At 34.5% G+C, this 15,516-nt stretch carries 11 protein-coding genes and 4 tRNA genes; 11 read left to right on the forward strand and 4 right to left on the reverse strand.

What is annotated here, in order from left to right; genetic code table 11:
- Positions 1–13: 13 nt before the first annotated feature.
- On the reverse strand, positions 14–1,252 hold the full coding sequence (locus J3U16_RS01640) for a PqiA/YebS family transporter subunit (protein WP_267330068.1): 1,239 nt from the start codon (positions 1,250–1,252) through the stop codon (positions 14–16).
- A gap of 419 nt (positions 1,253–1,671) precedes the next feature.
- On the opposite strand from J3U16_RS01640, the gene recA reads away from it, so the two are divergent.
- From recA to rarD, 11 genes are all read left to right on the forward strand, one after another.
- Complete coding sequence (gene recA, locus J3U16_RS01645) at positions 1,672–2,718, forward strand: recombinase RecA (RefSeq protein ID WP_065562294.1); 1,047 nt, start codon at positions 1,672–1,674, stop codon at positions 2,716–2,718.
- Positions 2,718–3,218 (forward strand): regulatory protein RecX, encoded by a 501-nt coding sequence (locus J3U16_RS01650; protein ID WP_267330067.1) that lies wholly within the window; start codon positions 2,718–2,720, stop codon positions 3,216–3,218. Before recA ends, J3U16_RS01650 begins: the two co-directional genes overlap by 1 nt.
- Positions 3,219–3,414: 196 nt before the next feature.
- On the forward strand, positions 3,415–6,048 hold the full coding sequence (gene alaS / locus J3U16_RS01655; protein WP_220225106.1) for an alanine--tRNA ligase: 2,634 nt from the start codon (positions 3,415–3,417) through the stop codon (positions 6,046–6,048).
- A 139-nt stretch (positions 6,049–6,187) separates the two neighbouring features.
- Positions 6,188–6,388, forward strand: coding sequence for a carbon storage regulator CsrA (csrA, locus tag J3U16_RS01660; protein ID WP_065562297.1), 201 nt, complete (start codon positions 6,188–6,190; stop codon positions 6,386–6,388).
- Between the two features lie 123 nt (positions 6,389–6,511).
- Positions 6,512–6,604: transfer RNA gene (locus tag J3U16_RS01665), tRNA-Ser, on the forward strand.
- 18 nt (positions 6,605–6,622) lie between these two features.
- A tRNA-Arg gene (locus tag J3U16_RS01670) sits at positions 6,623–6,699 on the forward strand.
- Positions 6,700–6,715: 16 nt separating this feature from the next.
- A tRNA-Arg gene (locus tag J3U16_RS01675) sits at positions 6,716–6,792 on the forward strand.
- An 18-nt stretch (positions 6,793–6,810) separates the two neighbouring features.
- Positions 6,811–6,887 (forward strand) — tRNA-Arg (locus J3U16_RS01680).
- Positions 6,888–7,413: 526 nt separating this feature from the next.
- Positions 7,414–8,481, forward strand: a complete 1,068-nt coding sequence (locus tag J3U16_RS01685; RefSeq protein WP_267330066.1) for an acyltransferase family protein — start codon at positions 7,414–7,416, stop codon at positions 8,479–8,481.
- 414 nt (positions 8,482–8,895) lie between these two features.
- Complete coding sequence (gene serS / locus J3U16_RS01690; protein WP_065734216.1) at positions 8,896–10,188, forward strand: serine--tRNA ligase; 1,293 nt, start codon at positions 8,896–8,898, stop codon at positions 10,186–10,188.
- A 74-nt stretch (positions 10,189–10,262) separates the two neighbouring features.
- The gene (rarD, locus tag J3U16_RS01695; RefSeq protein ID WP_267342428.1) at positions 10,263–11,159 is read left to right on the forward strand and encodes an EamA family transporter RarD; all 897 of its coding nucleotides are present in this window, start codon (positions 10,263–10,265) and stop codon (positions 11,157–11,159) included.
- Between the two features lie 53 nt (positions 11,160–11,212).
- Here the strand turns inward: rarD and pflA are convergent, their stop codons facing one another.
- The 3 genes from pflA to focA form a co-directional block, all read right to left on the reverse strand.
- Positions 11,213–11,971 (reverse strand): pyruvate formate lyase 1-activating protein, encoded by a 759-nt coding sequence (gene pflA / locus J3U16_RS01700; RefSeq protein WP_267330064.1) that lies wholly within the window; start codon positions 11,969–11,971, stop codon positions 11,213–11,215.
- A 261-nt stretch (positions 11,972–12,232) separates the two neighbouring features.
- Positions 12,233–14,515, reverse strand: a complete 2,283-nt coding sequence (gene pflB / locus J3U16_RS01705) for a formate C-acetyltransferase (RefSeq protein ID WP_267330063.1) — start codon at positions 14,513–14,515, stop codon at positions 12,233–12,235.
- A gap of 64 nt (positions 14,516–14,579) precedes the next feature.
- Positions 14,580–15,428: a formate transporter FocA gene (gene focA / locus J3U16_RS01710; protein WP_267330062.1), complete on the reverse strand. Its 849-nt coding sequence runs from the start codon at positions 15,426–15,428 to the stop codon at positions 14,580–14,582.
- Between the last annotated feature and the right edge of the window lie 88 nt (positions 15,429–15,516).

The raw sequence follows: 15,516 nt of genomic DNA on the forward strand, positions 1-15,516 counted from the left end.
TATTCCTATTGTTCTATTTTCGATTTCGATCCCAAAGTAAGCGTGGATCAAATTTTTGGGATGCAATCATAGTAATGATGACGACGGTTGCGAAAAAAGTAACACCAATATCAGGATAAACTCCCATCATTTGTTGGTTTCTAACTAAAGAACAAACTACAGAAACAACAAAGATATCTATCATTGACCATTTACCAATAAATTCTACCGCATTATATAATTTCTTCATTTTTAAGCAATTATGTTTATTTTTATCTTTCACGGCTAAAGCAAAATAACATAACCAGCTGAGTGAAATAATCTTTAAAATTGGAATAACCACGCTTGCGGAAAAGATAACTAATGCCACCGGCACATCCCCTGACTGCCACATATAGATAACACCATCCATAATAGTTGAGGTCGACGCTGAGCCAAATACAACTGTGATCATAATTCCGAATAAATTAGCGGGAATATAAATTATTAATGAAGTTACCAATAATGCAATTGTCCATTGTATTTTATCTCGCCCTCTTACTTGGCTTTTTTGTTTACATCTTGGGCATTTGGCATACTCAACAGGGACGATTGCATGGCAACATTGACACAATTTTATATTTTGAGAAATTCCCGTTTCACCAACTTCTAATGCTTTTATTGAAAAATCACTTCGATGAATTTCATTCCAGATTTTACCCGGAGTGAAGATAACTAAAGCTTTAATATAAAAGAATACGAATAAACAAAATGCCCAAAATGTGCTAGTCACACCAATATTGCCATAACTCATTAATTTAACGAAACTAACTAATATGCCAGTTAAAAATATTTCAGGCATACACCAATGTTGGATTTTTTCATAAACAATAAGTAAATCTCTTTTCCGATATTTGGTTAAATTAATATTTGAACAAAGTAAGGCAATAATTGATAAATTGAGTAATGGAAAGACTAATACGAAAAAAATAAATAATGCTGAAATATAACTATATTTATCAATAAAAAGTATTCTTGGAATGTCCAGCACACTTACGCCATTGACATTACCAACTAAATTGATATCAATAAAAACAAAACCACAAGCAACAATGAGCATAATTAGAGAGCAAATTGCATACATTGCCGCTCTAAACTTCATATTGACATTGTTTTTAAATAATATTGTATTACATCGTGGACAAACAGCTTTGTGGCCAACTGCAACATCAGCTAATTCGATGACCAAATCACAATGAGAACACAATACATAGTCTTGACTATCAGTGGTCATTATTTTCCTTTATTTATATTTTAAGCTATAAAGATGTTTTTGATTAGCATAACATTTAGGTATAAAAATCTTCAATGATTATAATATGTTGAGGCAATTAATTTAATACATCAATAACGACTAAAATTTATTTCTATCATCATACCAAATGGTCTTTTTTTATGAAAGTATTACCTAATTAAATTACCTTAATTTGATTATTCTCATTTTTTAAAAGATCTATTTTTTAGTCACCTTTTTAAATAATTCAATATCTTTTTCAGCACTAGATCATAAACAAATTCTGCAAAAAATTAATAAATTTTGTGACCAATTTCACAGAGTTAACTAATTTATGAATGTTTATAAAAAAAACTTGATACTGTATAACAATACAGTATAATGTACCCCAATATCCTTACTTATTGGAATTTTATTATATGAATGAAAACAAACAACGTGCACTTTCTGCAGCATTAAGCCAAATCGAAAAACAATTTGGTAAAGGTTCAATAATGCGTTTAGGTGATACTCAGACACTAGACGTAGATGCGGTTTCAACAGGTTCTTTAGGGTTAGATATTGCATTAGGTATCGGCGGCTTACCAATGGGAAGAATTGTTGAAATTTTTGGTCCGGAGTCATCAGGGAAAACAACATTAACATTATCTGTTATTGCTCAAGCACAAAAAGAAGGTAAAACCTGTGCATTTATCGATGCTGAACATGCTTTAGATCCTATCTATGCAGCTAAGTTAGGTGTTCAAGTCGATGATTTATTAGTTTCTCAACCTGATACAGGAGAGCAAGCTCTTGAAATTTGTGATGCATTAGTTCGTTCTGGTGCAGTTGATGTGATTATTGTGGACTCAGTTGCAGCATTAACACCAAAAGCAGAAATTGAAGGTGAAATGGGCGATTCTCACATGGGGTTACAAGCACGCTTAATGTCTCAAGCATTACGTAAATTAACCGCTAATATCAAAAATGCAAATTGTCTTGTCGTTTTCATTAACCAAATTCGTATGAAAATTGGTGTAATGTTTGGAAATCCAGAAACCACTACCGGTGGTAATGCCTTAAAATTCTATGCATCTGTTCGTTTAGATATTCGTCGTACTGGTGCGGTAAAAGAAGGCGAAGATGTTATTGGTAGTGATACGCGTGTAAAAGTAGTTAAAAATAAAGTAGCTGCGCCGTTTAGACAAGCGGAATTCCAAATCCTTTATGGATGTGGTATCTCTAAAGAAGGTGAATTGATTGATTTAGGTGTTAAACATAAATTAGTCGATAAGGCTGGAGCTTGGTATAGCTACAACGGTGAGAAAGTAGGTCAAGGTAAAGCAAATTCAATTAAGTTTTTACAAGAACATCCTGAAATTGCCAAAGAACTTGAAACTAAATTACGAGATTTATTGTTAAATAGTCCTGCTGTTTTCTCTGCTGATGATGAAGACGTTTCGGCAGATGATGAAAGCTTTGAGTAATGGAAAAAAAACTCAATAAATTAATCTTAAATAAAGCTGTGCAATTACTTGCACAGCGTGATCACTCATCATGCGAACTTAGCCGAAAATTAACATTATTTTTTAGCAAAAAAATTACTTGCTCAAAAGATGATTATCCAGAACAACTAAATAAGTTAAAAACAGAAATAGAACATGTAATTGCACACTGTACTAATCAACATTGGATGGATGATAAGCAGTATATTGAAAAGTATATCTTTATGCGTGCTCATAAAGGTTATGGAAAATATAAAATAAGCTTGGAATTAAAACAGCGAGGTTTGCCATCAGATCTTAGTAGAGAGCTATTACTTTTAGCTGATATTGATTGGTCAAAAATTGCATGTCATCAATTATTAAAAAAGTTCAAACTTATCGAACCAAAAAATAATCAACAAAAACAAAAAGTAATACAATTTTTAAAGGCCCGAGGATTTACACAACTTGATATAAAAACTGCGTATAGTTTGTTGACTTAAATTATTATAGTCCCTACAATATTACCTAGATAATACCCATTACGTAAAAAGCTCTCAAGATCTTTTAATTTTATTCCTTATTACTTATTAATAGTAACTAGATCAATCGTTGTACTAAGAATATTTACTTTTCAACTTAAGTTGTAACGGGTATATTACTATGTCTAAAAATTTATCGTTTAATATGGAAGCATAAATGAAAAGCACTGCAGAAATTCGTCAAAGTTTTCTTGACTTTTTCCATAGCAAAGGACACGAAATCGTTGCAAGTAGTTCCCTTGTTCCACACAATGACCCAACACTTTTATTTACAAATGCGGGAATGAATCAGTTTAAAGATGTTTTTCTTGGTATTGATAAACGACCTTATACCAGAGCAACAACATCTCAACGTTGTGTACGAGCAGGCGGAAAACATAATGACCTTGACAACGTAGGTTATACTGCTAGGCATCATACTTTTTTTGAAATGCTTGGGAATTTCAGTTTTGGCGATTATTTTAAACGTGATGCGATTCATTTTGCTTGGGAACTACTAACCAGTGAAAAATGGTTTAATCTTCCAAAAGACAGATTGACTGTTACTGTTTATGCAACTGATGATGAAGCATTTGCTATTTGGGAAAATGAAATCGGTATTCCTAAAGAGCGTATCATCCGCATAGGCGATAATAAAGGTGCACCATATGCATCCGATAACTTTTGGCAAATGGGTGATACAGGACCTTGTGGGCCTTGTACAGAAATTTTTTATGATCATGGTGATCATATATGGGGTGGACCACCTGGAAGTGCAGAAGAAGATGGTGACAGATTTATTGAAATTTGGAATCTCGTCTTTATGCAATTTAACCGTCTTGCTGACGGTACTATGGAACCTTTGCCTAAACCATCAGTTGATACTGGTATGGGGCTTGAACGAATAGCAGCTGTGTTACAACATGTCAATTCAAATTATGATATTGATCTGTTTAAAACATTAATAAAAGCTGCTGCTGAAATCATTCAAGTTAAAGATTTAGAAAGTAAATCATTAAGAGTAATTGCAGATCATATACGTTCTTGCGCCTTTTTAGTTTCTGATGGAGTCCTACCTTCAAATGAAGGGCGTGGTTATGTATTACGTCGAATTATTCGCCGAGCAGTACGCCATGGACATATGTTAGGTGCTAAAGATATTTTCTTCTATAAGCTAGTTAAACCATTAATTGACGTAATGGGAAGTGCTGCTAATGAATTAGCAAATAATCAAAAGATAGTTGAAAATACACTTAAAACTGAAGAAGAGCAGTTCTTAAAAACATTAGAACGGGGTTTATTCTTACTAGACCAAGAGTTAGGTAAGATTACTAACAATGTATTACCTGGCGATATTGCTTTTAAACTCTATGATACTTATGGTTTTCCATTAGATTTAACCGCTGACGTTTGTCGCGAGAAGAATATCACTATTGATGAAAATGGCTTTAATCAATGCATGGAAGAACAACGTAAACGAGCTCGTGAATCTAGTTCATTCAGCGTTGATTATAGCAATATGATTAAGCTTGATGATAAGACAGAGTTTTTAGGTTATCAATCTAGCGAAGCTTCAGGAAAAGTGATTGCAATCTTCCAAAATGGAAACAAAGTTGAAACAATAAATGCCGGTGATCAAGCTGTTGTCATATTAGATAAAACACCATTTTATGGTGAATCTGGTGGTCAAGTTGGCGATAAAGGTGTATTAACCGCTGCCGATTTAGTATTTAACGTTTCAGACAGCCAGAAATATGGTAAAAGCATTGGTCATATAGGTAAGGTCACCAAAGGATCATTGAAAGTTGGTGATATAGTAACAGCTGCAATCGATGTAGAGATACGTGAACGCATTCGTCGTAATCATTCTGCAACACATTTATTACAAGCCGCGTTACAACGTATTTTAGGAAGTCATGTACATCAAAAAGGATCATTAGTTAACGATAGCTATCTTCGGTTTGATTTTTCACATAATCAACCGATTACATCAGAACAAATTGAAGAAATTGAAAATTTAGTTAATCAACAAATTCGACGTAATTTACCAGTAGACATAGAACTCATGCCTATTGATCAGGCTAAAAATAAAGGTGCTATGGCGCTATTTGGTGAAAAATACGAAGATATTGTAAGAGTATTAACTATGGGAGATTTCTCCATTGAGCTTTGCGGTGGAACACATGTTGATAGAACTGGAGATATAGGACTATTTAAAATTATTTCTGAGTCAAGTATTGCATCAGGAGTACGTCGTATTGAAGCTACTTCAGGTCAAAATGCGATGGAATATATACACCATGAATCCAATTTGCTAAATCAAATTGGACAATTGGTTAAAAGTGATAAATCTGCTGTTTTATCACGAATTGAGCAACTGCTCGATCAAACCAAAACACTTGAAAAAGCAATAGAGCAGTTAAAAGCCCAACAAGCTAGCCAACAAAGTGGGCAATTGCTTAATCAATGTGTGGAAATCAATAATAAAAACTTACTAATTGCTAAGGTTGATAACGTCGAGGCAAAAATGTTACGTACCATGATTGATGATCTCAAAAATCAATTAAAAACTGGCGTAATTATTTTAGCTGCTGTCAATGATGGCAAAATCAATTTAGCTGCTGGTGTAACCAATGATTTATTAAACATTGTTAAAGCTGGCGAATTAGTTTCTCAATTAGCATTAAAAGTAGGTGGTAAAGGCGGTGGGCGGCCTGATTTCGCCCAAGCAGGTGGAATGGATCTTTCGGCGTTACCAGAAGCGTTATCTTCTGTAAAAAAGGAAATCAGTAATAAATTACAAGCAAGTTAGCCGGAAGTACTCCAGTGTTGTTAATTAGACATTAGTGTATTTCTGTAAAATTACGTCTTTCTATCTCTTCGATAGTAGGCTGACGAAGCTATATCTTAAAATTGTTTGGATATATACTTAACTGATATTAGGAGATCTAATGTTAATTTTAACTAGGAGAGTAGGTGAAACACTTATCATTGGTGACGATGTTGTTATTACCGTCTTGGGCGTGAAAGGTAATCAGGTCAGAGTCGGTATTAACGCACCTAAAGAAGTTTCTATTCATAGAGAAGAAATCTACAACCGTATTCATCAATCACAAGACAAAGTTGATGAATTAGTTCAACCCAAAGAGTAATATTGGGCACTAAATAAACAACCAGCACGTGTTCGCAAAAAAATGTTTGACTTATTTTTTGTAGAACGTAATATGTGCGCCACACATTATGATTTTGTTGTTCAAGCAGAGTCATAATGTTTTGGTGAGATGGCCGAGAGGCTGAAGGCGCTCCCCTGCTAAGGGAGTATGCGGTCAAAAGCTGCATCGAGGGTTCGAATCCCTCTCTCACCGCCATTTTAAAAATTAAAATATGCATCCGTAGCTCAGCTGGATAGAGTACCCGGCTACGAACCGGGCGGTCAGGGGTTCGAATCCCTTCGGATGCACCATTTTAAAATCTAATACGCATCCGTAGCTCAGCTGGATAGAGTACCCGGCTACGAACCGGGCGGTCAGGGGTTCGAATCCCTTCGGATGCACCATTTTTTACGAACTTACAAGCATCCGTAGCTCAGCTGGATAGAGCACTCGGCTTCGAACCGAGCGGTCAGGGGTTCGAATCCCTTCGGGTGCGCCAATAACGATATTTTTAAAAAAGTTTCTCTAAGATCGTTATATATTTATACCTGTCTTTTAATTTTGTGCCACAAATGTAATATTGTTTGCAAATTAGAACATGTGATTGATATCTAAATAAAAATATTTCTTAACCTTTGATAGTGTTTCCTCTCCATTCATTTCCCTTAGTGTAAAAAATAGAGTTCTACTTTAGATGTACCAGTTAGCTGATGATTAACGTAGTCATAGATATGAAAATTTTGTATATAAAATAGTTTCACTTGTTGTAATCCATATTATTTTAAGTTTTACTTCGTTAATCTTACCAACACAAAGCATCAATTCAATCGAATCCATTTTATACGCTAAACTAAAAGCCCTAATTTAGGTTTGATAATTTTGCTGTTAGATTCCTTTCTGACACTTCTTTTAAAGTTATAAACTAACTGAAATGTCAAATAAAACTGAGTAATACTATTAATCATTTGATCTTATAGAAAAACATCCCTATAATCCAACACTTTTTTGGTAATAAGAAACTTATAATGGGAATTGTTTTATCTTTTAACAGCCTTAGATTTATTTTAGCTATTTTTATTTGCTGGCATCATAATGGAATAATATTTTTTGGTAATGAATATGAATATAATAAATATTTCAGAACAGCTCACTTAGCTGTTGATTGTTTTTTTATTTTATCGGGCTTTCTAATGGCCAAGTCTTTTTATTCTAATATTATCTATTCAGCAAATAATCGTGGAGTTAGTTCTTTCTTTTGGGAGAGAATAAAGCGATTGTATCCCGAATTTATCTTTTGTTTAATTATTATATATTATTTTTTAAAAATATTTCATGTACATAAACCATCAAAAACATTTTTACTTGAAGCGATGATGTTTGGTGGAATGAGTAATATTCCATCCATACTTTCAGTGGTTTGGTTTGTTTCTGTGTTATTTTGGTTAGGTTGCTTTATATATTGTCTTGTTTTCTTTTTTAAAGAAAAAGGATTGTTTCTTATAATACCTACTTTAGGCATACTTTCCCTTTTAGTTTTAGTTGCAAACTTTAATTCTATAGCAGGTCATTCACAACCATTACTTGCAAACTTTTTATCTTTTGGGGTAATTAGAGGTATGCTAGGGTTAACTGTAGGGATATTTGTTTATATTATTGTTGATTTTATAAATAAAACAAATTGGGATAAATACAATAAAAAGGTTATTAACATTATTTTTATGGTATTTGAATTATTATGTATTATTGAATTTATAAAATTACTTGCATTTAGAAGAAATGGAGATATAAGTGATTTTAATATTTATTTTGTGTTTTCCTTCCTTATTATTTTGCTGTTTTATAAGAAAGAGTTTTTTTTGAAATTTTTATCCAACCCTATATTAGCGAAAACTGGTACTATATCTTATATTTTTTATCTTTCTCATGTTGCCTTAATTGACGTTTTTAAAAAATATTCAATATTTACGGAAATGAATATTGTAGCAATGTATACTGTCGTAACTATTGCATGTGTTATTTTTGCCACAGTTTTATATTTCTTATACAAGCAAATGGCATTATTGTTTATAAAGTTCATTATGATAAGAAATTAGTTTAAGAAAAAAGGGCGTACAGCCCTTTAAGTAATGATAACCGATGAAATTAATGTCAAAAATAGTTGAAAGATATTAAAATATCTACTTTGCATAATTACTAATTATGCAAATAATCAGTGTGCTGTAAATGTTTCATGTCCAAAGTAATAATATTTAATAAATGTGAACAAAATTTAACTTAATCAAGTGGTTAAAATTATTAAAATATTGATTAATTTGTCGTTTATTTGATAAGACTTATCCTCATTCGGCTGAGTCATTTCGGTTGAATCCCTGTAAAATTCTAGTATACTAAGCTCACAAATTTTATATCCTTTATCAATCTACTTTTTTATTTTTATATGTCGTTAGCTAGATTAAAATAACCACTTAAGTAGATAGATATCTTTAATAAATAATAGTGGATTTTTTATGTTGGACCCAAATTTACTTCGAAACGAATTAGATCTTGTTGCTAGCAAATTAGCACGTCGTGGTTTTAAATTAGATGTTGAAACCATTCGACAATTAGAAGAAAAGCGCAAAATATTACAAGTTGAAACTGAAAATTTACAAGCACAGCGTAATGCCCGCTCTAAAGCTATTGGGGAAGCTAAAGCACGTGGTGAAGATATTTCAGTTGTACGAGAAGAAGTAAACCAATTAGGCGAAAAGCTTAACAGCGCTAAAGCAGAGCTTGATATCCTTTTAAACCAAATTAAAGATATTGCATCCAACATTCCAAATATTCCTGATGATTCTGTACCCGATGGTAAAGATGAAAGCGATAATGTTGAAGTATCTCGTTTTGGTACTCCAAGGACTTTTGATTTTCCAATCCAAGACCATGTCGCTTTAGGTGAACGTTTTGGTGGCCTTGATTTTGCTGCTGGGGTAAAACTTACTGGTGCACGTTTTGTGGTGATGAAATCACAATTAGCCCGTTTACATCGAGCGATTACTCAATTTATGTTGGATCTGCATACTGAACAACATGGCTATGCTGAAATTTATGTTCCGTATCTTGTTAATCATGCTACCTTATTTGGCACAGGTCAATTACCTAAATTTGCAGGTGATCTTTTCCATACTAAACCTCTCGATGAAGAAGCTGAAAGCAGTAACTATGCATTAATTCCAACGGCAGAAGTGCCGGTAACTAACTTAGTGCGTGATGAGATACTTGATGAAAGCCAGCTTCCGATGAAAATGACTGCTCATACACCTTGTTTCCGTTCTGAAGCAGGCTCTTATGGCAAAGATACCCGTGGCTTAATTCGTATGCATCAGTTTGATAAAGTCGAACTTGTGCAAATTGTTAAACCGGAAGAATCAATGAAAGCTTTAGAAGAGCTGACAGCACATGCGGAAAAGGTTTTACAGCTACTTGAATTGCCATACCGAAAAATCGTATTGTGTACCGGCGATATGGGCTTTGGTTCATGCAAAACTTACGATCTTGAAGTTTGGGTACCGGCTCAAAACACTTATCGAGAAATCTCGTCTTGTTCTAATATGTGGGATTTCCAAGCTCGCCGAATGCAAGCTCGATATCGTAATAAAGCGGATAACAAAACCTATTTAGTCCATACCTTAAATGGCTCAGGATTAGCTGTTGGACGCACATTAGTGGCAATCATGGAAAACTACCAACAGGCAGACGGAAGCATTAAAGTGCCTTCTGTTTTAGTGCCATATATGAATGGTGTTGAAGTAATCGGTTAACCATGTACTAAAAGTTTGCTTACTTCATTTTTAGCGCTATTAATTAGCGCTATTTTTTTATTAAAGGTGGAAAAATGATTAAAGGTGTTGTTCTTTCAATACTCGCATCATGCCTTTTTGGCTTACTTTACTACTATCCGGTTTTACTACAGCCTCTTCCTGTGGTTGACATCTTTTGCTGGCGTTTATTAACCTCGTTTCCAGCCATAGTGGTGTTAGTCTTTATAGAACACCAGTGGTCCGCAATTAGGGATTTATTTAAGCGCATTAGAGAGCAACCGATGATTTTAGTCGGATTGATCTTTTCCTCCCTATTGTTAACTATTCAGATGTTAACTTTCATTTGGGCACCGCTTAATGGGCATGGCTTATCTGCTTCTTTAGGTTATTTCTTATTACCATTAACCATGGTGATTTCAGGTCAAATTTTTTACAAGGAAAAACTCAGCTTTTTGCAAAAGATTGCCGTTTGCCTTGCTGCTATCGGCGTAGCCGTTGAAATCTATACCACAGGCGCATTTTCGTGGGAAACAGCAGTGGTTGCATTGGGTTACCCCATTTACTTTATTACACGTCGTAAATTGCAAATAGAGGGGATTTGTGGCACCTTTTCCGACTTCTTTTTTATATTTATTGGTTGCGTGATTTATTTCGCCTTTAATTACCCATTTAGCCAGATTGTGAGTGATATTACGCACTTTCACATTTTTATCCCAATGCTAGGGATCATTACTGCTATCGCCTTTGCTATGTACTTTTTAGCTAGACGACTATTACCTTTGGGATTATTTGGTTTGCTTGGATATGTTGAACCCGTTTTATTAACGCTTGTATCAGTTCTATTTTTACATGAATCGATCTCGGCACAACATATTATCTCTTACAGCTTTATTTGGTTGTCAGTATGTGTACTTGCGCTGGAGGGAACGATTTTTGTTTTGCGAGCAATAAAGCGTAAAAGAATTAGATAAAAAAGGATAGCAACTAAAAAGGTACCATAGCCGGTACCTTTTTTATTATCATGTTATTTACTAAATGTAACCGATTGACCATAACTTTCTATGATCTGTTGTATTCTGTCTAAGGTTTCTCGCGGTGGCGCCTCTACCCCTTCTAACTGATATTTATCTCCGAACGTATCCCATTTGTAAGCGCCCATTTTATGATAGGGTAATAACTCTACTCGCTCAATATTCTCCATACCTTGAATAAATTGCCCTAAAAGATGTGCGGAATTATCATCATCAGTCCACCCCGGTACAACCACATATCGTATCCAGGTTCTCTTATTAATTTTTTGTAGATATTTAGCAAACTCGAGCACACGCTTATTAGGTACGCCAACTAGTTTTTGATGTATTTCATCATTGATTTGTTTGAGATCTAACATGACTAAGTCTGTCACTTCCATAAGTGCTTCAACTGTGTGATCTAACTGTCTTGCATAACCATTGGTATCTAAGCATGTGTGAATACCTTCTTGATGACAAGCTTTAAACCATTCAGTAATAAACTCAGATTGTAGTGTCGCTTCACCGCCAGAAGCGGTTACGCCCCCGCCATTAGGCATAATAAAACTTTTGTAAGTAACGATCTCTTTCATCAGTTCATCAACAGTGACTTCACGGCCTGCTTTTAAATCCCAAGTATCTCGGTTGTGGCAGTACAAGCAACGCATCAAGCAACCCTGAAAAAAAACAATGAAACGTATACCTGGCCCATCTACGGTACCAAACGACTCATAAGAGTGAATGCGACCTTTGATTGGTTGCTTTGTTGTCATAATAATATTTTGTTCCATAAAAATTCTCTAGTGCTTGCTCATATTACTTTTTTATTGTTTAAGATATTTTAACTCATATGATACTTTCTTACACCAATTGTATTAATTGGATAATCGCTTATTAAATTAATGATGAGAATAACAGTTGAAAAACATTCTTTTTAAGAATATTGATATGGAATCAATAAATCTTAATCTTATTCTGATAAAAAAATAGCGCCTCAAGTAGGCGCCATTTTAAGTTAGTATCAGTTAACTAAATTACATTGATTGTGTGAAAGTACGTGTAATAACGTCTTTTTGTTGTTCTTTAGTTAATGAGTTAAAACGTACTGCATATCCAGAAACACGAATAGTTAATTGTGGATATTTTTCAGGATGTTCCATTGCATCTAATAATGTTTCACGGTTTAAAACGTTAACATTTAAGTGCTGACCACCTTCAACAGTTGCTTCGTGGTGGAAGTAACCATCCATTAAACCAGCTAAGTTACGTTTACGTGCACTATCATCTTTACCTAACGCATTTGGTACGATAGAGAAAGTATAAGAAATACCGTCTTTAGCATAAGCAAATGGTAGTTTAGCAACAGATGTTAATGAAGCAACCGCACCTTTTTGGTCACGTCCGTGCATTGGGTTAGCACCTGGTCCAAATGGTGCACCAGCACGACGACCGTCTGGAGTGTTACCTGTTTTCTTACCATAAACAACGTTTGAAGTAATGGTTAAAACAGATTGTGTAGGAATTGCATTACGATAAGTTTTAAGTTTTTGAATTTTCTTCATGAAACGTTCAACTAAATCAACTGCGATATCATCTACACGTGGATCGTTGTTACCGAATTGTGGGTATTCACCTTCGATTTCAAAATCTACAGCTAAACCGTCTTCATCACGAATTGTTTTCACTTTTGCATATTTAATAGCAGATAATGAGTCAGCAGCAACCGATAGACCTGCAATACCACATGCCATTGTACGAATAATGTCACGATCATGTAGTGCCATTAATGATGCTTCGTAGCTGTATTTGTCATGCATATAGTGAATTGCATTTAGTGCAGTTACGTATTGTTTTGCTAACCAATCCATAAAGTGATCTAAACGAGCAAATACTTTGTCAAAATCAAGGTATTCGTCAGTGATTGGATCTTCTTTTGGTCCAACTTGCATTTTAAGTTTTTCATCCACACCGCCATTGATTGCGTATAGAAGAGTTTTAGCAAGGTTGGCACGCGCACCGAAGAATTGCATTTGTTTACCAACGATCATCGGGCTTACACAACATGCGATTGCATAGTCATCGTTATTGAAGTCAGGACGCATTAAATCATCATTTTCATATTGTAATGATGAGGTATCAATAGATACTTTAGATGCAAACTCTTTGAATCCACTTGGTAACTGTTCTGACCAAAGAATAGTCATGTTAGGCTCAGGTGATGGACCCATTGTATATAGTGTGTTTAAGAAACGGAATGAAGTTTTAGTAACTAAAGTACGTCCGTCAACACCCATACCTGCGATTGATTCAGTTGCCCAAATTGGGTCACCAGAGAATAATTCATCATATTCAGGCGTACGTAAGAAACGAACCATACGTAATTTCATAACGAAATGGTCAACAATTTCTTGAGCGTCTTTTTCAGTAATTAAACCTGCTTCAAGGTCACGTTGGAAGTAAATATCAAAGAATGTAGAAGTACGACCAAGAGACATTGCCGCACCATTTTGAGATTTAACTGCAGCTAAGTAACCGAAATATGTCCATTGAACTGCTTCTTGAGCTGTTTTAGCTGGTCCAGAGATGTCGTAGCCATATTTAGCTGCCATTTCTTTGATTTGACCAAGAGCACGATGTTGTTCAGCGATTTCTTCACGACGTTGCATAGTCATTGCTAAATCAACACCATTTTCAAAATCAGCTTGTAATGAATTGAATTGAGCAAATTTATCTTGCATTAAGAAGTCGATACCGTAAAGTGCAACACGACGGTAATCACCAATGATACGACCACGGCCATAAGCATCAGGAAGACCAGTGATAACACCTGATTTACGACAACGAAGGATATCAGGAGTGTAAATATCGAAAACACCTTGGTTATGAGTTTTACGATACTCAGTAAAGATTTTTTTGACTAAAGGATCAAGAGTTCGGTTGTATGCTTTACATGAGTTCTCGATCATTTTGATACCACCAAACGGGATAATCGCACGTTTTAATGGTTTTTCAGTTTGTAAACCAACAATCTTCTCTAAATCTTTTTCGATATAACCTGCATCATGAGCAGTAATAGTAGAGATTACACTTGTATCAAAATCTACAGGAGCATGAGTAGCATTTTCAATTTTAATGCCTTCCATGACTTTATCCCATAATTTAGTTGTAGCATCTGTTGCGCCAGCTAAAAAAGATTCATCACCTTCATATGGTGTGTAATTTTTTTGAATGAAATCGCGAACATTGACATTACTTTGCCAATCACCCTCTTTAAATCCTTTCCAAGCCGTTGCTTGTACTTCGTTTAAATTACTCATAGTTATTAACCTCAGGTTTACAAAAATATCTATCTACTCTTACATAAGGGTAAATATTATAAAATCAATGTGGCTTACGAAGATGTAAAGCCCAATTAGGGATAGCGACTAACAAGCCTCCTAAAATATTCCCGATAGTAACAGGAATTAAATTATTTACAATAAAATGCTCAACGGTTAATGCCTTAAATGAATCAGGAGATATTCCAACAGTAGTCCAAAACTCAGGTGATGCAAAATTATTAATTACAATTCCCATAGGAATCATAAACATATTTGCAATACTATGTTCAAAACCACTTGCAACAAACATTGCTACAGGTAATACCATAATTAGCATTTTATCAAGTAGACTGCGACCAGCATAACTCATCCAAGCAGCTAAGCAAACCATTAAATTAGCTAATAAACCAAGAAATACAGCTTCGATGAAAGTATGATGTAATTTATGATCTGCGGTTTGTAATACATTCAATCCCCACAAACCATTGGCTACCATATATTGCCCAGAAAACCAAATAATTCCTACAAATAGTATAGCACCGATAAAGTTACCAATATAGACCAAAATCCAATTACGGAACATTTTTATCCAACTAATTTTATGTGTCATTTTAGGTAAAATGGTTAAAATAGTTGAAGTAAAAAGATCTGTTCCACAACATACAACAAGCATCAAACCTAACGAGAAGCAGATACCGCCAACTAATTTAGCCAAGCCAAAAGCAACGGTTGAAGTCCCTGTTGTGGCAGTAATATAGAAAACGAATGCGATAGAGATAAAAACACCAGCAAGGATAGCTGATACTATAGTACTAGTAGGGTTTTTATTTACTTTATAGTTGCCAAGTTCCTCGGCGATTTGGGTCATTTGCACGGGAGAAAACGAGTCCACAAGCTTATCATTACTCAAGTTGACATCCTCAAAAAAACTATGCTTTTATGAGGCGCATAGTATACTACTAATTTAAGTCAGATCATCAATTTTTTAGTTAAAAAAA

It is taken from the genome of Gilliamella sp. B3023 (genome assembly GCF_026536845.1).
Taxonomy (GTDB): domain Bacteria; phylum Pseudomonadota; class Gammaproteobacteria; order Enterobacterales; family Orbaceae; genus Gilliamella; species Gilliamella apicola_E.